The 18,622-nt window shown below is 71.6% G+C and carries 17 protein-coding genes, 1 pseudogene and 4 riboswitches; of the genes and pseudogenes, 8 read left to right on the top strand and 10 right to left on the bottom strand.

All coding sequences use genetic code 11. From position 1 onward, the window contains the following. The first annotated feature begins 19 nt into the window (after positions 1–19). A riboswitch (cobalamin riboswitch) is annotated at positions 20–248 on the top strand. Positions 249–408: 160 nt separating this feature from the next. The 3 genes from EBH09_RS29430 to EBH09_RS29420 form a co-directional block, all read right to left on the bottom strand. After that, on the bottom strand, positions 409–1,119 hold the full coding sequence (locus EBH09_RS29430; RefSeq protein ID WP_121749946.1) for a (2Fe-2S)-binding protein: 711 nt from the start codon (positions 1,117–1,119) through the stop codon (positions 409–411). Positions 1,120–1,158: 39 nt separating this feature from the next. After that, a complete protein-coding gene (locus EBH09_RS29425) occupies positions 1,159–1,566 on the bottom strand; it encodes a (2Fe-2S) ferredoxin domain-containing protein (protein WP_238697469.1) in 408 nt (135 codons plus the stop codon). A 62-nt stretch (positions 1,567–1,628) separates the two neighbouring features. Continuing rightward, positions 1,629–1,754, bottom strand: a riboswitch (cobalamin riboswitch). A gap of 68 nt (positions 1,755–1,822) precedes the next feature. Next, the gene (locus EBH09_RS29420) at positions 1,823–2,809 is read right to left on the bottom strand and encodes a ferric reductase-like transmembrane domain-containing protein (protein WP_121749944.1); all 987 of its coding nucleotides are present in this window, start codon (positions 2,807–2,809) and stop codon (positions 1,823–1,825) included. A 255-nt stretch (positions 2,810–3,064) separates the two neighbouring features. Continuing rightward, positions 3,065–3,231: riboswitch (cobalamin riboswitch) on the top strand. A 248-nt stretch (positions 3,232–3,479) separates the two neighbouring features. Between EBH09_RS29420 and EBH09_RS29415 the strand changes: the two genes are divergently transcribed. The 8 genes from EBH09_RS29415 to EBH09_RS29380 all read left to right on the top strand — a co-directional run bounded on the left by EBH09_RS29415 (position 3,480) and on the right by EBH09_RS29380 (position 11,781). After that, a complete protein-coding gene (locus EBH09_RS29415) occupies positions 3,480–4,352 on the top strand; it encodes a hypothetical protein (RefSeq protein ID WP_121751064.1) in 873 nt (290 codons plus the stop codon). Beyond that, a complete protein-coding gene (locus tag EBH09_RS29410) occupies positions 4,349–5,371 on the top strand; it encodes a cysteine synthase family protein (protein WP_121749943.1) in 1,023 nt (340 codons plus the stop codon). The genes EBH09_RS29415 and EBH09_RS29410 overlap by 4 nt, the downstream gene beginning before the upstream one ends. After that, the gene (locus EBH09_RS29405; RefSeq protein ID WP_121749942.1) at positions 5,368–6,621 is read left to right on the top strand and encodes an ATP-grasp domain-containing protein; all 1,254 of its coding nucleotides are present in this window, start codon (positions 5,368–5,370) and stop codon (positions 6,619–6,621) included. The genes EBH09_RS29410 and EBH09_RS29405 overlap by 4 nt, the downstream gene beginning before the upstream one ends. Further along, a complete protein-coding gene (locus EBH09_RS29400; RefSeq protein WP_121749941.1) occupies positions 6,614–7,882 on the top strand; it encodes an MFS transporter in 1,269 nt (422 codons plus the stop codon). Before EBH09_RS29405 ends, EBH09_RS29400 begins: the two co-directional genes overlap by 8 nt. Further along, positions 7,851–8,600 carry a class I SAM-dependent methyltransferase gene (locus EBH09_RS29395; RefSeq protein WP_121749940.1) on the top strand — a complete coding sequence of 250 codons (750 nt, stop codon included), beginning with the start codon at positions 7,851–7,853 and terminating at the stop codon, positions 8,598–8,600. Before EBH09_RS29400 ends, EBH09_RS29395 begins: the two co-directional genes overlap by 32 nt. Positions 8,601–8,691: 91 nt before the next feature. After that, a riboswitch (cobalamin riboswitch) is annotated at positions 8,692–8,813 on the top strand. Positions 8,814–8,861: 48 nt separating this feature from the next. Then, the gene (locus EBH09_RS29390; RefSeq protein WP_121749939.1) at positions 8,862–9,887 is read left to right on the top strand and encodes an ABC transporter substrate-binding protein; all 1,026 of its coding nucleotides are present in this window, start codon (positions 8,862–8,864) and stop codon (positions 9,885–9,887) included. Positions 9,888–9,922: 35 nt separating this feature from the next. Further along, positions 9,923–10,999 carry an iron ABC transporter permease gene (locus EBH09_RS29385; protein ID WP_238697565.1) on the top strand — a complete coding sequence of 359 codons (1,077 nt, stop codon included), beginning with the start codon at positions 9,923–9,925 and terminating at the stop codon, positions 10,997–10,999. Continuing rightward, positions 10,996–11,781 (top strand): ABC transporter ATP-binding protein, encoded by a 786-nt coding sequence (locus tag EBH09_RS29380; protein ID WP_121749937.1) that lies wholly within the window; start codon positions 10,996–10,998, stop codon positions 11,779–11,781. The genes EBH09_RS29385 and EBH09_RS29380 overlap by 4 nt, the downstream gene beginning before the upstream one ends. A 356-nt stretch (positions 11,782–12,137) precedes the next feature. Here EBH09_RS29380 and EBH09_RS29375 read toward each other — a convergent pair whose 3' ends face one another. From EBH09_RS29375 to EBH09_RS29345, 7 genes and pseudogenes are all read right to left on the bottom strand, one after another. Next, positions 12,138–12,293 carry a hypothetical protein gene (locus EBH09_RS29375; protein ID WP_093436216.1) on the bottom strand — a complete coding sequence of 52 codons (156 nt, stop codon included), beginning with the start codon at positions 12,291–12,293 and terminating at the stop codon, positions 12,138–12,140. 353 nt (positions 12,294–12,646) lie between these two features. Beyond that, positions 12,647–13,135 carry a GNAT family N-acetyltransferase gene (locus tag EBH09_RS29370; protein ID WP_193776603.1) on the bottom strand — a complete coding sequence of 163 codons (489 nt, stop codon included), beginning with the start codon at positions 13,133–13,135 and terminating at the stop codon, positions 12,647–12,649. Between the two features lie 159 nt (positions 13,136–13,294). Beyond that, entirely contained in the window at positions 13,295–14,224 is a 930-nt protein-coding gene (locus EBH09_RS29365; RefSeq protein WP_121749935.1) for a LysR family transcriptional regulator, read from the bottom strand. 553 nt (positions 14,225–14,777) lie between these two features. Beyond that, entirely contained in the window at positions 14,778–16,271 is a 1,494-nt protein-coding gene (locus tag EBH09_RS29360; protein ID WP_121749934.1) for a PHB depolymerase family esterase, read from the bottom strand. Positions 16,272–16,495: 224 nt separating this feature from the next. After that, positions 16,496–17,158 (bottom strand): phosphoribosyltransferase, encoded by a 663-nt coding sequence (locus tag EBH09_RS29355; protein ID WP_121749933.1) that lies wholly within the window; start codon positions 17,156–17,158, stop codon positions 16,496–16,498. Between the two features lie 127 nt (positions 17,159–17,285). After that, complete coding sequence (locus tag EBH09_RS29350; RefSeq protein ID WP_121749932.1) at positions 17,286–17,954, bottom strand: dienelactone hydrolase family protein; 669 nt, start codon at positions 17,952–17,954, stop codon at positions 17,286–17,288. Positions 17,955–18,043: 89 nt separating this feature from the next. Continuing rightward, positions 18,044–18,622: pseudogene (locus EBH09_RS29345) on the bottom strand (hypothetical protein); the annotation flags it as partial.

Here is an 18,622-nt window from a genome sequence, read left to right as displayed (position 1 = left end):
GCACCGTGAATCCGGCCGTACGGTGGCCCGTGCAGCTGGTTCGCCCCGTCCGCCAGGCGGGATGCGTCGCGAGAGGGAACCGTCGGGAATCCGGGACTGCCCCGCAGCGGTAAGCGGGGACGACCGCCGTCATTCGCACTGGGTCCGACGTACGGGCCGCCCGGAAAGCGACGGCCGCCAGTAGGTGTCCTCCGGCAAGGAGAGCGTGCTCACAAGTCCGAGGACCTGCCAACTGCCCATGTGCGGACCGTTCCGTGCGTGGACATCAACTGCCCGCGCGTGCCAACCACTGAGGCGGCCGCGGTACTGCCGCGCACCGGCCTGCCCCGCCCCGTGCCACAGCGCCGTCGTGATCAAGGTGTGCCACAGCCTCCGTCGCCCCGTCGGCCGGGCGGAGACAGCGTTACCTCACCTCGAGCCTCGGCGCGGCACACCTCCGGCCAGCCCGCAGTCACCGCACTTCGAGCCGTTCGGCGCACGGTAGTAGAGGCAGCAACTCCGGCGGCGGAACGAGAGGTCGGATCGGGTGAGTACACCGGTGCCCGCCAGGCGTCCGGTGTCCAGCAGCGCGGTCGTGAGGTCGGTGAGCGGTCCGCGTTCGGCGGGACGGAGTGCGTGCAGGGCGTGGGCCGCCCCGGCGAGCGCCGACGCCGAATTGCCGTCGAGCAGACGCGGGGCGACTTTGACACGCAGTCCGTCGGCCAGTGCCGACAGATGATCCGTCACCTGCTCGTACAGGGCGCGGACGGGACCGCCACCCGACCGGCCGGCGTACCGGCCGACCGGGCGGGGCACCCGGACGGCCGGTCCGTCGTCGGCCCGCTGCAACCCTTCCAAGTCGGGGACTATCCCGTGCAGGACGACGCAGGCCAGGGCCGGTGACCAGAGGCGGGCGGCGTGCCCGAGCTGGGCGATGGATACGGCGACGCGCGGCTCCGGAGTGCGGTGACGGCGTGCGACGGCTGCGGCGAGGTCGGTGAAACCCGCCGCGTAGGAGCGTGCGACCGGGTGCCAGCCGTCGTCCGGTCCGCCGACCCGTAGGGCGAAGAAGCCGCCGAGGCCGGCCACGTCGTGCAGGGCGGCGGCGACGGACGTCGTCGAGGCCCGGGCTCCGTGCACGGTTCCCGTCCTCCTCCCTCCGACTCTCCGTCCGTACGGTCAGGAGGCCGTACGCCGTCGCCGCGGCGGCGTTATGGCGTACAGGTCGAGGATGTCCGGCAGAGGTGCGACGCCCGGTCCGCCCGCGCGTGCCCAGGCGGCGATGTCCTCGGTCGCGTCCGGGTCGTTGACCAGCCCCAGCCAGACGGGACGGGCACCGGCGGCCCGGCCCTCGGCGGAAGGCAGTACGACGATGACGTTGGCCTGGTCGCAGACGTCGAGGCAGTCGGAGACGCGTACCGGTGCCGCGGTGCGCAGGCGTTCGGTCTGGGCGGCGTGGTCGACGCCGGTCACTTTGGGGCTGCCGCAGCAGCAGTCGCGGCACACGACGATGCGGCACGGCACGTTGCCGGCCCCCGCTTCGGTCCTCGCGTCGTGAGTCGTTCGTCCGGTCGGCGTTGCGGGCATGCGGTGCCGTCCCTCTCTCCGGGGAGATCCGCCCCGGTGGTCCGTCGAGGAGGCGACCGCGTGAGTCTCCTGGCTCTCGGGTCGATGCTCGTCCCGGCCTTCCCACCCGTTGCCGGGCAGTGGCCTGTCGGGACGCGCTCGCCGATCACAGTGGCGGGACCGCGCCGGATTCACACCGGCTTCCTCGTCCGCCGTCGCCTTGTCGCCGGCCATCATCCCACCCCGGGACACCGTGCCGACCGTCCGGTGCCGGCCGTCAGTCCGTCTCCTGGGAGTGCGGGGCCGTCTCGGGCGGATGGGCCGGGCGGTCCCGTCCGCCGTCACGGCCGGACACCACCACGATGACCAGCCCGACAATGACGGCTCCGGCGACGACGCGTCCGACCGCACGCGCCCACCAGGCCGGGCGGGCCGCGCCCACGCCTCCCTTCGGCGGTCCCAGCCTTTCGGCCCGCCGAGCAGGTCTCAGCAGACGGATCAACAGCAGTGCGCCAACGGGTATCTGCAGCAGCCACAGGACGGTGCGCGGCCACTCCCCGTACCAGACGTTGGTGCCGTACAGCAGCGTGTGCCACACGCTCAGCACGTACACGACGATCACGAAGCGGTGCAGCCGGCGCCAGGTGTTCGCTCCGATGCGGTGCCGGACGTAGAACAGCAGCCCCAGCGGAATCGCGAGGTACAGGGCGCCCTGTCCGAGCGGGATGGCGATCCGGCCGGTTCCGGAGTCGTACCAGCCGGGCACGAAGCTGTCGGCGAAGCCCACCCACAGCCGCTCGGCCCAGTCCACCTTCGTCTCGTAGCGCACGAGTTCCGCCGCGAACATCAGCGCGTGCGCGAACATCAGCGCCATCGTCGTCAGACTCGTGGTGCGGTGCCAGCGCTCCAGTACCTGCCGGGAGACCGGCAGCCGGGTGGGCCGTGGTCCCGACAGCAAGAGACCGAGCATGACCGTTCCCCACGCCCACAGCAGCCCCGACCACCCGAACGCCTGGCTGAGCAGGTACATCCAGTAGGTGCCGGCGTCGTCCATGAACGGCATGACCGCGACCGTGTCCGAAGCACCCGACTCCATGCGCATCCACAGGAACGCGAACACGAGCCCCGTGACCGCCACCGCCGCGGTGGCGTCGGGCAGGGCCGACCGCAGATCACCGCGCAGAGCGACACGATCGGCGGGAGGCCGCCCTCGCCCGGGCGGCGCTACTGCCGCGTCCTCGTCCGGCCTCGCTTCTGACGTCATCAGGGGCCTCCCGGGCACGGGCCACCGCGGCAACGGTGCGCATGTGTCGTGAGACAACAAGTCTGGCTGATGGGGCAGCGATCCTCAGAGGTCATATCCAGCCAGAGCCGCCACGACAACTGCACACGGGACACACCTGGTTCTGCCTCCCCTCCACATTCGAGACAACCGCCGAAGGCCCACTGTCGCAGGAATGCGAGCGCCCCTACGCTGATGCACGCAGTCGGTTCGCGCCTCCCGTCCACCCGGACGCCCGGTGGCGCGACGCAAGAGGGAACCCGGTGCGAATCCGGGGCTGTCCCGCAGCGGTGAGTGGGAACGGAAGCCGTCGATGTCACTGGGCCCGCGTCAGGGCCGGGGAAGAGACGGCCGGTAGGTGTCCGCCCTTCAGGCGGACGTGCCCGCGAGTCCGAAGACCTGCCACTGCGCCCGCGTCCCCCGCGGGCTGTGCACGTGACCTCGTGGACTGGGTCGGCGGTATGGGCGGTCGTACGTCGTGCGTGTGGCCGCGCCTCCTTCCCTGTCGGTGTTCAGGCCCGATACGAAGGAGGATGGTGTGCGGGACACAGCCGCTTCGGATCGGTCCTTCCGGCCCCGGGTCGACGTGTCGTCCGACGGACCGGGACAGACGGTCCTCGGACCCGTCTCGGGCGTCCCGCAGGAGCGGGACTTGCCCCGCAGCACCGTGTCCGGTGTCTGCCATGGCACTCTGGGCGAGCTGTACCAGGGCCCGTTGCGAGCGGGCACCGATCCGGAGATCGCGGTGGTGTCCTTTCCCGTGAACCGTCACTCCTGGGTGTACTTCACTCCGAGGACGGCGGCCGGTTCCACACCGCATACGCCGCCGCTCGGGGAGAAATCGGTGGAAGCGGCCCGGCTCTTCCTGGACCGTTACGGCCTCGCCATGCCCCCGGGCGAGTGGCGCACCCACTCCGAACTGCCGGTGGGTGTGGGTATGGCCAGTTCGACAGCGGACATCGTGGCGACGCTGCGCTGTCTGTTCCGCGTCTTCTCCCTGCCGTACGACGTGCACGTGGTCATCGGCATCCTGGCGGACATCGAGCGCGCCGACAGTGTCTTCCTCGACGAGTTCGCCCTGTATCTCAGTGGGCGGCACCGGGTGGTGCGGCGGCTGGGCCCGGATATCGGCTTCCACACCGCCTACGCCACCGAACCTGGCACGGTGGACACCGCCGCCGTCACACCCCTGCTCCTGGACCACTACCGGCGGCGCGGCGACGAGTACCAGCGGTGCCTGACCGACCTGCTGAAGGGCTTCGACTCGGGCGACCCGGCCGCCGTGGCCCGTGCCGCGACGGTCAGCGCCACGTTGTCCCAGGAGGTGCTGCCCAAGGCGACCTTCGGCAGCCTGCAGGCCCATCGTGAGCGGTTCGGCGCCGATGGCGTCTTCGTCGCCCACACCGGCTGCCTGGCCGGCTATCTCTTCGGCGTACGCCCACGGGCCGAGGTCAAGTCCGAACTCTCCGCGTTCTTCCACTCGCTCGGCCACCAGTGCACCTTCGCCCAAGGAGGCTACGGGTGATCCACCCCCACATCGCCGACGCCCTGAAAGCCCCGGACCTCGTCCGGCTCACCGACGGGCTGGTCCTGCTGAGGTTCGAGTCGATGAAGATCTACTCGGCCCTGGCCGCCGTCCGTCATCTGCTGGAGCGGGGCACGGTCCGTCCGGGCCAGACCCTGATCGACAGCTCCAGCGGCATCTACGCCTACGCCCTCGCCCTGGCCTGCCACCGGTACGGCATGCGGTGCCACATCGTCGCGTCCACCACCGTCGACGCCACCACCCTCGCCCAGCTGGAGATCCTCGGCGCCACGGTGGAACAGGTCAGACCGTCGCGGAACCTCGAACTCGACCAGGAACTCCGGGTGCGACGGGTGCGCGAAATCCTCGCCGAGCGTCCCGGCCACCACTGGATGCGCCAGTACCACGACGACGTCCACTACCTCGGCTACCAAGAGGTCGCCGACCGGATCGCGGCGGAGGTCCCGGCCGCACCGCTGACCGTCGTCGGCGGTGTGGGTTCCGGAGCCTCGACCGGCGGCATCGTGGAACGCCTGCGCACCAGGGACCCCTCCGTGCGTCTGGTAGGCGTCCAGCCCTTCGGCAGCGTCACCTTCGGCAGCCAGGACCATCACGATCCCGAGGCGATCATCGCCGGCATCGGATCGTCGATCGTCTTCGACAACGTCCGCCATCGTCTCTACGACACCGTGCACTGGCTGGACTTCACCCACGCCATGTCCGGTGCTGTCGCCCTGCTGCGCGAACACGCGGTGTTCGCCGGACTGTCCACCGGCGCCGGCTACCTGACGGCGACGTACGAGGCTCGCCGCCACCCCGACCGGCTGCACCTGGTGATAGGGGCCGACACCGGACACCGCTACGTGGAGCGTGTGTTCGCCCGGCACGCCGAGGCCCTGGACCCGGCCGCGCTGAAGCCCCTCGAGGTCCGCGGCCCACAGGAGATGGCCATGCCCTGGTCGAGGATGACGTGGCAGCGCGAGACCTGCCCGGCGAGCTGGACGGAGAGTGCCGTATGACCGTGGCCTGCCTGGAGTCACTGACCTTCGGCCTCGGCCATCTGGTCCGAGCCGCCGACAAGCTCGGTGAGCGCCTGCTGCTCCTCACTCGGGACCCCGCCTACTACGCCTACGAACTGGACCGGCTGCCAACCGACGCCCTCGACGTCGTTGTGACCGACACCTTCGACGTGGAGCGGGTTGCCGTTCTGCTCCGGCGCGCCCCGGGACTGCGTGGCCTGATCAGTTCCACCGACACCTGGACTCTGACCGGCGCCGCTCTCGCCGAACGCCTCGGCCTGCCGGGGCTCGATCCAGCCGTCCTGCGGCTGACCCGGGACAAGGCCGCCGTACGCAACAGGCTGCACGACGCGGGTCTCACTCGCGCACGGGCCGTCGAAAGCGCCGACCCGGACCGTGACGCACGCGGGCTGCTGCTCAAGGAGGCGGGTCTGCCGCTCGTACTCAAGGACACCGCGGGCACCGGGAGCCAGAACGTGTGGCTGGTCCGTGACGAGGGCGAACTCGACGCGGCGCTGGCGCGGGCGTCCGGCCGGGACCTGAAAGGGCGGCTGTTCGCCGAGCCCTACTTCAGCGGCCCGGTGTACAGCGCCGAGACGCTCACCTGGGACGGCCGCACCACACTGCTGGGCGTCTCCAGCCGGCTCATGTCACCGGAGCCGCACTTCCGGGAGGAGATCACCGCCTTTCCCGTCGCCTTCCCGGGCCCGCAGCGGACGTCGCTGGAGCGGTGGCTCGATCAGGTGCTCGCCGCCATCGGCTACACCGACCGGTTCGCCCACGTGGAGTTCGTGCTGACCGCCGACGGCCCGGAAGTGGTGGAGGTCAATCCCCGCATCGGGGGCGCGCTGGTCGGGGAGGGCCTGTGCCGGGCACTCGGCGTCAACGTGTACGAGGCGATGATCGAGGCCGCGCTCGGTCGCCGCCCCGGTCTCATGGACGCCGACCTTCCCGGCGGTCCGGCCGTCGCCTTCGTTCTCGGCTACCCGGCCGCCCCCGGCGTGTTCTCCGGGGTCGCCGGGCTCGACCGGCTCACCGACATGCCGGGAACACCCGCCTGGTACCCGGTCAAGCAGGCCGGCGACCGCATCGAGCACCTGGGTGACAGCCGTGGATACGCGGGCATCGTGTACGCCGAGGCCGAGACCGCCGAACTCGCCACCCATCGCGCGGTGGCCGCAGCCGGCGCCCTGCGTGTACTCACTGACCCGTTCCCCGACCCGGCCGGCCGGGAGGCGCCCGGTGGGTGAGCGCACCACCCTGGGACCGGGCCTGCGGGCCTCGCTGTTCCCACTCACCGGACCGCTGCGGTTCCTCCTGCTCAGCTCGTTCCTCATCCCGCTCGGCAGCTTCATGGTCCTGCCGTTCATGTCGGTGTTCCTCCACGAACGGCTCGGGATGGGGCTCGGCACGGTCGGCGTCGTCCTGGCGGTGGCATCGCTCGTACAGTTCTCCGGCGGCATCGTCGGCGGAGCCCTCGCGGACCGGATCGGGCTGCGCCGCACGATGCTGTGGGCGCTCGTCGTACGCACCGCCGGTTTCGCCGGGCTCCTGCTGGCCCTGCGCTGGCCGCCCCTCGCGATCTGGGCGCTGGTCCTGACGTGCTGCGGTGCCGCCCTCTACCTGCCCGCCAACAAGGCGTACCTCGTGCACGGCGTCGACGACGAGCGCCGCCCGGCGTTCCTGTCGGCGGGCAACGCGGCACTCAACGCCGGGATGGCGGTCGGCCCGCTCATCGCCGGACCGTTCGTCCTGTCCTCGCCCGGCTGGCTGTTCGCGGCCGTCACGGCGCTGTTCCTCGCGGTCACAGCGGGACACGCACGGGTGCCCGGAACCGGCGTGACGCACCCCGCCAAGTCGGAGGGAACAGCCCGCACGGGCCTTCTCGCCGGCGTGGCACTCCTGCCGTTCGCCGCCAACGCGCTGGCCTTCTACCTCTACTTCCACTTCCAGCACTTCCTGGCGGTGTACGCCGTCGAGCGCGCCTCCAGCGCCTTCTACAGCATCGTGCTGCTGCTCTGCTTCGCGCTGGTCATCGTCGTACAGCCGTTCGCGTCCGACCTGATCCGGCGCATGCCGTACGCCCTCGCCCTCGCGGTCGGGTTCACGGGCCTGGCGGCGGGACTGGCCGTGCTGGCGGCCGGCACCCGGACGGCACTGCTGGCGGGCGGCGCGCTGATCACCCTCGGCGACATCGTGCTGTTCCTCAAGAACGACCTGGAGGCACTGCGCCGCAGCCCGCGTTCCGACGCCGTGGTCTTCGGTCAGCAGCGGCTGGCCGCGGGCCTGGGCGCCTGCGCGAGCGGGGTGCTGGGCGGGCAGCTGTACGGCCTCGCCGATCGGGCCGGGCACACCGGCTGGTTCTGGCTGCTGGCAGCCGCCCAGTGTCTGCTGCTTCCCCCTCTGCTGCTCACGCTGTGCCGTCGCACGGCGCAGCGCCCTGTCTCCGACGGCGACCATGAAGGAGCACTGACGCGCGATGACACGAACGGGCGGATTCCAGGACGATGACTTCTGGACCGAGTTCCACGACTTCCTCTTCTCCGAGCAGCGCTACGAGCAGGCCGAGGAACTGCTCGGCACCTCTCCCCTGCTCGCCCTCCCCGGCGGATCACGCGTGCTGGACCTGTGCTGCGGGCCGGGCGTCTTCACCGTGCCCCTCGCCCGCCGCGGGCACCGTGTGACCGGAGTGGACCTGAGCCCGGCCATGCTGGACCGGGCACGCAAGCGGTCGGCCGACGCCGGCGCCGACGTGACGTACGTACAGGCCGACGCACGCGAGTACGAGGCGCCGGGCGGCTTCGACGTCGTCCTCAACATGTTCACCTCCTTCGGGTACTTCGAGGACCCCGCCGACAACGCCCGCGTGCTGCGCACCATGTACACCTGCCTGGCGCCCGGCGGCACGCTCGTCCTGGACCTCGCCGGGAAGGAGCTCCTGGCCCGCAGGGTCACCCCGCCCAAGGTGGTGCGGCGGGGCGACGACCTGATGGTGCAGACCGACTCCGTGCTGGACGAGTGGGCGCGGCTGCGCAGCGAGTGGGTGCTGGTCCGAGGGGATCGGGTGACGCGTGCCACCTTGACGTGGTTCGTGTACAGCGCGGTGGAGCTGCGACGGATGGCCGAGGAGGCGGGTTTCGGCCGAGTGGAGGTCTTCGGCGGGTTCGACGGACGCCCCTACGACGAGAACGCCGAGCGGCTCGTGCTGCAAGCGGTGCGCGAAGCGTGACGAAGGCGCGGGGCGTGCGGCCGGGTCCGCACGCCCTTTTGCCGCCGGTTCGGAGGAACGTAGGATCACCTGGTCATCGCCGCGACGGGAGACAGGAAGCCGGTGCGAATCCGGCACGGTCCCGCCACTGTGACCGGGGAGCGCCCCTCCGACATGCCACTGCGCACTGCGCGGGAAGGCGGAGGGAACGTCGATCCGGGAGTCAGGACACTGGTCCGTCGCGGGCCCGTCCCAAGGAGCGCGGACTCCAGGAGGCTTCACGTGTTCCAGCTGTTCACCCCTGCCCGCACGCGCGGGTTCCTTCGTGCCACGGCCGCTGCCGTGTCTCTCACGTCAGTGCTGCTGACCGCCGGCTGCGGTTCGTCCGACGAGAGCGGTGGGGACGCGAAGGCCGGCGCGGCCGTGCCCGCGGGCTTCCCGGTCACGATCGACAACTGCGGTGTGAAGACGACGTACGACAGGCCGCCGTCACGGGTGGTCACCATCCACCAGCACCCGGCCGAGCTCATGCTCGCCCTCGGCCTGAAGGACCGCCTGGCCGGAACGGCCTTCCCCGACTCCGCCGTCCTGCCCGAGCTGAAGAAGGACTACGAGTCCGTCCCGGAACTGGCGGAGAGGGAACCGTCCTTCGAGACCGTCCTGGACGCCGAACCCGACCTCGTCTACGGCGGCTACGGCAGCGCCTTCGACGAGAAGGAGGGCCGCTCCCGCAAGGCGTTCGCCGACGCCGGCATCGACACCTACCTCAACCGCGAGTACTGCGGCGAGAAGCGGGTGACGATGAAGGACACCTACGACGAGATCCGCACCATCGGCAAGATCTTCGGTGTCCCGGACCGAGCCGACGAACTGGTCGCCGACCTCGAAGGCCGCGTCGGCAAGGCCGCCGGCAAGGTCGAAGGCGAGCCCGAGGTGTCCGTCTTCGTCTACGACAGCGGCGACAAGAGCGCCTTCACCGCGGGCGGCAAGAGCCTGGGCACCGAACTGATCCGGCTGGCCGGCGGCGAGAACGTCTTCGCGGACCTCGACGACGTCTTCGGTGACGTGTCCTGGGAGCAGGTCGTCGCGCGCAAGCCGGAAGTCATCGCCATCTATGACTACGCCGGTGCCGGAAGCGTCGAGGAGAAGAAGAAGTTCCTGCTCTCCCAGCCCGCGCTCGCCGACGTACCCGCCGTCAGGAACAAGCGGTTCGTCGTCCTGCCGCTGACCGCCACCCTGGTCGGCATCCGCTCGGCCTACGCGGTCGAGGACCTGGCCCGCGGGCTGCACCCGGAGAGCTTCCGGTGACCCAGGCCGCCACCGGCGCGCCCGCCGAGCGGACGGTGCGACGGCGGAAGGCCACCGGCTCGGGAACAGGCCGTACGCGGCTGGCCGTCACGCTGCTGGTGCTCGGCGCGTTGCTCGTCGTCTCCGCCACGGCGGGCCTCGCGATCGGCTCCGTGCACGTACCGCCGGGTCAGGTGTGGGGCATCGTGACGCACGCGCTGGGCGCCGACTGGCAGGATCCGGACTGGTCAAGGGCCCGGGAGACCATCGTGGTGGACGTGCGGGCGCCGCGGGTGCTGCTCGGTGTGGTCACCGGCGCCGGCCTGGCGGTGATCGGCACCGCGCTGCAGGCCCTGGTGCGGAACCCTCTCGCAGAGCCTTACCTGCTCGGCGTCTCCTCCGGAGCGTCGCTCGGCGCGGTATCGGTGATCGTGTTCGGAGTCACCCTGTTCGGGCCCCTCTCCCTGTCGGTGGCCGCCTTCGTGGGCGCCCTGGGCGCGCTCCTGCTCGTCTACGCCACCGCACGCACCGGCGGACGCATCACCTCGTCGCGGCTGGTGCTGTCCGGGGTGGCGATCGCGGCGGTGCTCACCGCGGTCCTGGATCTGCTGCTGCTCACCACCGACCGGGGCAACGAGGCCCGCGCGGTCCTCGCCTGGACCCTCGGCGGCCTGGGCGGGGTCAACTGGAGCACGCTGTGGCTCCCGAGCACGGGCCTGCTGCTCGGTGTCGGCGTCCTCATGGCGCAGGCCCGCAACCTGAACCTGCTGCTGGCAGGCGAGGAAGCGGCGACCACCATGGGGCTGGACGTGGCCCGGTTCCGCGCCCGGCTGTTCGTTCTGCTCTCCCTTGTCACGGGCGTGCTGGTCGCGGCGGCCGGACCGATCGGCTTCGTCGGCCTGATGATGCCCCACATCGTGCGCCTGTTCGTCGGCGGCGACCACCGCCGGGTCCTGCCGACGGCGGCACTCGGCGGAGCGGTCTTCCTCGTCTGGGCCGACATCGCGGCACGGACGGTCGCCGCACCGATGGAGATACCCGTCGGTGTCCTCACGGCCCTGTGCGGCGGACCGTTCTTCCTGTGGCTGATGCGCCGCGACGCCCGAGGCGGCACCGACCGAGGAGTGGCATGACCGCGACCGAACTGGGCGTCGACGGCGTCACGCTCACCGCCGGAGCCCGCCACCTGGTGCGCGACGTCTCCCTGACCGCCCGCCCGGGCGAGACCATCGGGCTCGTGGGCCCCAACGGCAGCGGCAAGTCCAGCCTCCTGCGCACCGTCTACCGGGTCCTGCGCCCCGACACCGGTCAGGTCCGCGTCGACGGAGGTGACGCCTGGTCGCTGCCGGTGCGGCAACTGGCCCGCACCGTGGCGGCGGTGGTCCAGGACTCGGCAGCCGACTTCGATCTCGCCGTCCGCGAGGTCGTGGCCATGGGCCGCACCCCGCACAAACGGCTCCTCGCCGGTGACACTCCCCAGGACGCCGAGATCATCGACTCCGCGCTTCTGGCGGTCGACGCCGTCCACCTGGCCGACCGCCCCTTCGACCGGCTCTCCGGCGGCGAGCGTCAGCGCGTCCTCATCGCACGCGCTCTCGCCCAGCAGCCCACCCTCCTCGTCCTCGACGAACCCACCAACCACCTCGACATCCGCCATCAGCTGTCCGTGCTCGGCACCTTGCGGCGCCTGCCCGCCACCGTGCTGCTCGCCCTGCACGACCTCAACCTGGCCGCCTACTACTGCGACCGCCTCTACGTACTGCACTCCGGCGAAGTCACCGCCTCCGGCCCACCCGCCGAGATCCTCACCCCGCGGCTTCTGGCCGAGGTCTACGGAGTGGCGGCGGAAGTAGCCGTCCATCCGCGCACGGGCGCCCCGCAGGTGACGTTCCTCCCCGGAGAACCACAGAACTGAAGCGTCGGACTTCGCAGAAGAGACCGACACGTCCTGGTCGACCGTGCGAGTTTCCAGCCCGCACGCCCCGCACCGGTCAGTCGTGGCGTTCAGCTCGGTCGGGCGGGCACTCAGGCTCTGCGTTCGACGACCGTCGGGCACGGCCCGGCTCGGCTCGGGGCAGACTCTTCGCCAATGAGACAGGGCCGGGGCCGCGTATGGCCCCGGCCACCCTGGTTCCCACCCGTCTCTCTGGCCGGGCTCTCACCTCGTCCCGGCCTCGAGTGGTCCACAGGCTCCTCCCGGTGTGGACTCTCCGACGCGTAAGGAGCCATGGACAGTCACTCGTCGCAACGAGTTGGTGAGGCGCCCTGGCTTCAGAAGAAGTGCTTGCGTCCACCGACCGCGCGACCGGTCGCACCCAGGATCCACAAGATGGCGCCGACCAGAATGAGGATGCCACCGATCGTCGTCAGCAGACCCATGCCGACAAGCATGCCGATGATCAGCAGAATGAGCCCAAGAATGATCATTTCAATACCTCATCGTCGATTCCGACTCAGGCGCGTGTGCCTATGAGCCTCACAGGGCCTGAGTTCGCCTCTTGGTTGGTAGATCCCGACCAGTTCCGAATGCCGGGACCTCGGTGCGATAGCCCTTGTGCCCGGCGACACGGCGTTCACGCACCCTTTCGAAACTTCGTTCAGTACGCCCGCTCCCCGACCGTGCTCCGGGAGCCCCGAGGCGCCCGCGCTGGACGATGCGCTGGAGCACTGGCACCCCGTCCACCGAACACCGGTCTGACGGAGCGCACGGCGTCCAGCGGCTCTGCATGCTGGCCACCCCGTGCAGGCGAAGACGGGTGCCCGCGAAACGGCACACCGCGTCATTGGGAAGTGATGCGAAACTCGAATTCGGGACGGTCCCACGGCACGGCGGGCGGGTTCGCGAGCGCTGTCCCGATCCGCGTCGCACCTACGCGGTGGTAGAAGTCCTCGGCGGGAGGATGCGACAGGACCTTGACACGGTCGAGCCCGGCGGCGCGGGCCTCGGACTGCATGTGCGCGACGAGCAGCCGTCCGATGCCCCGTCCTTGCGCTTCGTCGGCGACGAACAGCAGGTCGAGCTCCGGTGGAGCGATGACGAGCGAGTAGAACCCGAGGACCGGGCCTCCATGCTCGTCGGCGCCGACGGCCGCGAAGACGCGGTGGGCCTCGATGTAGTCGGGCCCGACCCGGTAGCCCGCGACCGCTGCCGCGTACCTACCCGCGTAGGCGCCCGAGCCACGCACGAGCCGCGTGAGCCGTTTGGCATCCCGCGCAACGGCCCTCCGAATCCTGATCGGCCGGCTGATCGGGGAAGTGCGTGAACTCATCGGGAGAGTATTCCGCACTGAGGCGTGCCGTTGGTCCGCACGCTTGGTGGACGCGGTGTCAGCGGGTCGCGCGGCGCGCCGCCCGGAAGTCACCAGCCGGCGCGCCGACGGGCGAGAGGTCTTCACCGGACGCCCCCACTCGGAGCCAGCATTGCCCGCTCAGGTGGCGGTCCGAGGCTCGCTCACCGTCGCCATGTGCCTGCCGACTCGCGCGGCGGTCTCCCGTAGCCAGATGTGGGCCGCGTCGTGCGTGTGCACGGGGTGCCACCACATCGCCTCCCGCAGCGGCACCGCCTCGTACGGCGGCTCCACGGCCCGCACGGCGGCGAGCGGCTCCATCAGCCGGGCGAGGCGGGCCTGGATCAGGGCGATGCGCCCGGTGCCGGCCACCAGCAGAGGCAGCAGTTGGAAGCTGTCGACGGAGACCTCGACCCGGGGTTCGATGCCCAGCATGCCGAGTTGGCGCACGGCGGGGGCGTCGTAGGTGCGCTGGTAGGTGACCCAGGGCAGCCGGGCGAGGTCGTGCAGGGTGAGGTGCTCGTCGACGCTCGGGTGGTCGTCGGCGACGAGGAAGACCCAGCGGTCCTGGTAGAGGTCGGTGGCGGGGAAGTCGCTGATGACGCCGTGCGGCATGAGCAGGCCGTCGGTCGTGCTCAGCAGCGTGTCCGTGGCGTCCACCACCGTGGGCGGGGTCTGCGCGAAGCGCAGCCGGATGCCGGGGGCCTCCTCGTGCACGACACGGGCGAGTTCGGTACCGAAGACGGCCACGGCGTAGTCGGACGCCACGAGCTTGAACTCGCGGCTCTCCTTGGCGGGGTCGAAGTCGGCCTGGCTGGCGAAGAGGCGTTCGAGCACGTCGTAGGCGGTGGAGGTGCGGTCCAGAAGGACTTGTCCGAGGGCGGTGAGCTCGTAGTGGCCGCCGACACGGGCGAGCAGATCGTCGTCGAAGTGGCGGCGCAGCCGGGCCAGCGCGGCGCTCATCGCGGGCTGGCTGAGGCCGACGCGCTGCCCGGCACGGGTGACGTTCCGCTCCTCCAGCAGGGCGCGCAGCGCGACGACGAGATTGAGGTCCAGGCGGCTCAGTTGCACGGCTCTTCCCTTGACTGAACGGCGCTGACCGGGTGGAATCACCGCCGTGGATGACTATTATCCACGGAATCGATTTCCCTGATCGATGGTGGCGGGGCCAGATTAGTCCCATCGCGGTCAAGGGGGCACGTACGCGAGACCCGCACCCTCGTCCGCACTGTTCGCGGGCCCGACCCGCGGCAACGGCGGCTGCCTCGCCGAACTCCGGGGCCGAGGCGTCACCGGCGCCGCAAGGTGGCTCTCGTCTCCGGAGGAGTGAGTGCGCTCGGACGGCGGGGCGCAGTTCGGGTTCGGGTTCGGGTTCGGGTTCGGTTCGGGTTCGGTTCGGGCGTGACCCGCCTCGCGGCCCGCCGGCGCCGCACCTGCTCGAACATGCCTCCCACTCCCTCTGCTCGCTCGGTGGCCGGGTGGCGGGTGAGTGCCGCCCGGCCGTGAACGAGCCTGTGCGTGCTACGCGGCCGGCACGCCGTTCGGACGGCTCGAAGAGCCTTCGACCAGAGGTGGTGATGCGAATCTGGTCCCGGTGGGCTGTCCGGACCGTTCGGCACGGTGGTCAGGCGGGGCATCCAGCGTCCGCGACCACGTAGTGGCCGGGTGAGGTCTGCTGGAGGGTGCGGGTGGTGAACGTGTTCCACAGGCCCATGGGCTGTCCGGAGCCCTGTGCGTAGGCGTACCCGCCGTCCGCGTAGGCCCTTCCCGCGACGGTGTGGGCGTAGTTGCTCGCCGTGTGGCACGTGGGCGTGAACCCGGCGGTGGTCGCGGTGACCGGGGAAGAGGCCGGGCCCGCCGCGCCCGCGGAGTCGACGGCGGCCACGGTGTAGTCGTACGCGGTGCCGCCGGTCAGGCCGGTGTCGGTGTAGGTGGTCGACGTCGTGGTCGCCACCTCGGTGCCGTCGCGGAGGACGGCGTACGAGGCAGCTCCGGTGACCCCGGTCCAGCTCAGGGAGGCGGCGGAGCCGGTGGTCGCGGTGACGGTCAGCCCCGTGGGGGCGGGCAGCGTCCCGGGCTCCTCGCCGCCACCGTCGCCGTCCAGCCCCCAGAAGACGGCCGTGTGGTAGCTGGAGCAGATGGTGTCGAGGTAGTAGGTGCCGGCGGTGCCGCACTGCTCGGCGCCGCTGCCGGGGTCGACCGCGAGCCCGTGCGCCATGCCGGAGATCGAGTAGACCTCGACCGCGGACCGGCCGGCGGCGTCGGCGTAGACGCTTCGCGTGGTGCCCCCGGGGAGGCTCTCGGTACGGGAGGGGGTCTGGCCCGTGCCCCACACGTCGGTCCACTGGTCGCGCAACTCGGTGGCGTTGGCGGGCCGTACGGTGGTGTCGGCGGTGCCCTGCCAGATCGCCACGCGCGGCCAGGAGGTGGTGCCCGCGGGAGCGGCGGAACGCACCAGGTTCCCCCACTGTGCCGGCGTCCTGTCGGGCGGGCTGTACATGCAGGTGTAGGCCGCGGTCACGCCGTCGGCACAGGAAGCGGGCAGTCCGGAGTCGACGGCGCCGCCCGCGAAGACGTCGGGGTAGGCGGCGAGCATGTTCGCCGTCATGCCGCCGCCGGCCGACAGACCCGTGACGAAGACGCGTCCGGGGTCGCTGCCGTACCGCGAGATCGCCTCGTCCACCATCTGTTTGATCGACAGTGCCTCGCCACGGCCGCGGGCGCTGTCGCCCGGCTGGAACCAGTTGAAGCAGGAGTTGGCGTTGTTCGCGCCGCTCGTCTGGGGGAAGACCGCCGCGAAGCCGTAGCGGTCGGCGAACTTCGGCCACCCCGAGTGCGCGTAGTAGTCGTTCGCGCTCTGCGTGCAGCCGTGCAGGGCGATCACGAGCGGCGCGCCGGCGGGCAGGGCGTCGGGCACGTACGCGTACATGGACAGGTTGCCGGGATTGGTGCCGAACCCGGTGACCTGGGTCAGGCCGGCTGCGGACGCCGGCGGACCGGCGGCCACCAGTGCGGCGGTCAGGGCGAGGGCGCCGGCCGCGGCGGTGATCCAGCGGCGGACGCCTTCGAGGAGGTGGCGGCCCTTCGGGGCGCGGGGCGGAGGATGCGGCTGTCCCATGTCGGCTGCCTCCCGGAGGATGGACGCGCTCTCGGAGCGATGCCAGGTGCCTGGTCATCGGTGTGTGCGCATCATCCGGCGCCCATGCCCCTGCTGGCATGGACGGAACAACCAGAGTGGGCGTGGGCCGTGTGTGCCGGCGGTCCATGGTCCGGGTTCGGCTCCGGAGTGTATGGGGAGACCGTGCTCCGGAACGTTCCCCCCGCGCGGTCCGGCTCCGTACGTCAGCTGTCGTGCGTCGAGGCGCTGAGTGCGTGCAGTGTTCCGGTCACCTCGTCGTCGCTCACCTGCTCGAAGTCCTCGTACCAGAGGCCGACCGCCTGGAAGTCCGACGGCTGGTACAGGCAGACGACCTCGTCGGCCGCCGAGCGCATCTCGGCGCAGGACTCGGCAGCACCGACGGGAACCGCCAGGATCAACCGTGCGGGGGCCAGGCGACGCAGGTGCCGCAGGGCGGCGCGGGCGGTGGCTCCGGTGGCCAGGCCGTCGTCGACGAGGATCACGGTCCGGTCCCTGACGTCGGGCGCGGACCGGTCACCCCGGTAGAGCAGAGCACGGCGGTGCAGTTCGGCGCGCTCGCGCTCCACATCCGGGGCGAGGCGGTGTTCACTCAGGCCGAGCATCTCCAGGGCCCGTCGGTCGAACAGCGGCGGATCGTCGCCCACGATCGCGCCGATGCCCGCCTCCGGCCGGCCGGGAAGACCGATCTTGCGTACGACCAGCACGTCCAGCGGCGCATCGAGTGCCCGCGCGACCTGGGCGGCCACGGGGACACCGCCTCGGGGCAGCGCGAGAACGACGGTGTCCGGGAACTCGCCGTTCGCCGCCCGCTCCGTCAGCCGGAGGGCGAGTTCCCGGCCGGCCTCCGTGCGGTCGTGGAATCGCATGGCCTGGTGTCCGCCCTTCTCACGCGAGGCGAAGAGTGTGCGCCACTGTCCGGGGTTTCCCTCCGGATGCCGGTGAAACCGTGGCGGGCCGGCTGCGGCTGGTCGCTGACGTCGCTCGGGCACGTGGTCACGTCAGGCTTTCGGGCACGTGGTCACGGAACCAGCCGGCGGCGGCCTCCGTGACCTGTGCCAAGGCGCCGGCTTCCGGGAAGAGGTGCGTGGCGCCCGGCACGACATGGATCCGGTGGGGCGCCGACAGCTCTTCGGCGGCCTTCCGGTTGAGATCGAGTACCGCCGCGTCGCCGCCACCGACGACGAGCAGGACCGGGGCCGTGACAAGACGCAGTACGTCGCCGGCCAGGTCCGGCCGCCCGCCCCGTGACACCACGGCGGAGACCCGGTTCGGCCGCGCGGCGGCCGCCGCGAGCGCGGCCCCCGCTCCCGTACTCGCCCCGAACAGGCCCACGGACAGCGCCGCGGTGTCCGGGCGCCGCTCCAGCCAGTCGACGGCGTCCGTCAGCCGCCGGGTCAGCAAGACGATGTCGAAGCGGTGCCGTGCCGTGGCGGCGTCCTCAAGCTCCTCGTCCTCGGTCAGCAGGTCCAGCAGCAGCGTGCCGAATCCGGCCCGGTGCAGACCGGCGGCGACCGCGCGGTTGCGGGGGCTGAGCCGTGAGCTGCCACTGCCGTGCGCGAACAGAATCACTCCCAGCGCCCCGGCGGGAAGCGTCAGGTCGCCGTCCAGGCCGGCGTCTCCCGAGGGGACCTTCGCGGTTCGCGAGACGGTCTGCGAGACCATGAGCACTCATCTCCCCTGAGCTGCGCGTGGTCCGGGTACCCGCTGAAGCCGGCCCTACCGGCAGCGGGCGGTGGCGGCGGGGCCGTCGGTCAGAGGTCGCCGGGGCCGCCCAGACCGGTCAGGGCGCCGACCGGGTCGAGGTCGGGGGTGCCGCGCGGCCACCAGTCGTCGCGGCCGGGTTCCGACTCGTAGGCGTACCAGAGCCCTGCCCGGCCGAGCCTGAGCTGGACGTGACCTCGGGGGTGGGTGAGGCGGTTGCGCCAGGGGCGGAAGGCGGGGAGGTCGGCGGCGAGCAGCAGCGGGCGGGCTCGGTCGAAGCGGCCGGCCGGCGGGTCCCAGGGCTCTTCCAGGACGTCGAGGCCGTCCGGTCCGCCCTGGCGCCAGGCGGCCACGGCGCGCGCCAGGTCCGCCGTGTCGCGGCCGGCGGCCTTCGCGAGGGACGCGTAGAGCGCTCGGGTGCCGACGGTGAGGCCGGAACCGGGGCGGGCCGCGGCGAGGCGCACGGCGTCCTGCCACAGCGTCAGCCCGCCGACCGGGTCACGGCCCGTGGTGAGCAGGGCGTGGGCGCGGGCGGCGGCGTCGGTGGCCAGCTGGTCCAGCGCGAAGGGGTCGGGGCCGCCCGGTGCCGCCGGGTAGGCCGGGGGCTGTTCGGGGTGCGGGGGCGGGGG

Source organism: Streptomyces sp. E2N166 (assembly GCF_003671715.1).
In the GTDB taxonomy this organism is placed as follows: Bacteria; Actinomycetota; Actinomycetes; order Streptomycetales; family Streptomycetaceae; genus Streptomyces; species Streptomyces thinghirensis.
This window is presented reverse-complemented; position numbering and strand designations above follow the sequence as displayed.

What these genes read in the sequence shown, in the direction of transcription:
- EBH09_RS29425 (WP_238697469.1), bottom strand. Translation starts at nt 1,566, where the DNA reads ATGCCCGCAACGCCGACCGGACGAACGACTCACGACGCGAGGACCGAA.
- EBH09_RS29420 (WP_121749944.1), bottom strand. Translation starts at nt 2,809, where the DNA reads ATGACGTCAGAAGCGAGGCCGGACGAGGACGCGGCAGTAGCGCCGCCC.
- EBH09_RS29405 (WP_121749942.1), top strand. Translation starts at nt 5,368, where the DNA reads ATGACCGTGGCCTGCCTGGAGTCACTGACCTTCGGCCTCGGCCATCTG.
- EBH09_RS29395 (WP_121749940.1), top strand. Translation starts at nt 7,851, where the DNA reads ATGACACGAACGGGCGGATTCCAGGACGATGACTTCTGGACCGAGTTC.
- EBH09_RS29380 (WP_121749937.1), top strand. Translation starts at nt 10,996, where the DNA reads ATGACCGCGACCGAACTGGGCGTCGACGGCGTCACGCTCACCGCCGGA.
- EBH09_RS29375 (WP_093436216.1), bottom strand. Translation starts at nt 12,293, where the DNA reads ATGATCATTCTTGGGCTCATTCTGCTGATCATCGGCATGCTTGTCGGC.
- EBH09_RS29370 (WP_193776603.1), bottom strand. Translation starts at nt 13,135, where the DNA reads ATGAGTTCACGCACTTCCCCGATCAGCCGGCCGATCAGGATTCGGAGG.
- EBH09_RS29360 (WP_121749934.1), bottom strand. Translation starts at nt 16,271, where the DNA reads ATGGGACAGCCGCATCCTCCGCCCCGCGCCCCGAAGGGCCGCCACCTC.
- EBH09_RS29355 (WP_121749933.1), bottom strand. Translation starts at nt 17,158, where the DNA reads ATGCGATTCCACGACCGCACGGAGGCCGGCCGGGAACTCGCCCTCCGG.
- EBH09_RS29350 (WP_121749932.1), bottom strand. Translation starts at nt 17,954, where the DNA reads ATGGTCTCGCAGACCGTCTCGCGAACCGCGAAGGTCCCCTCGGGAGAC.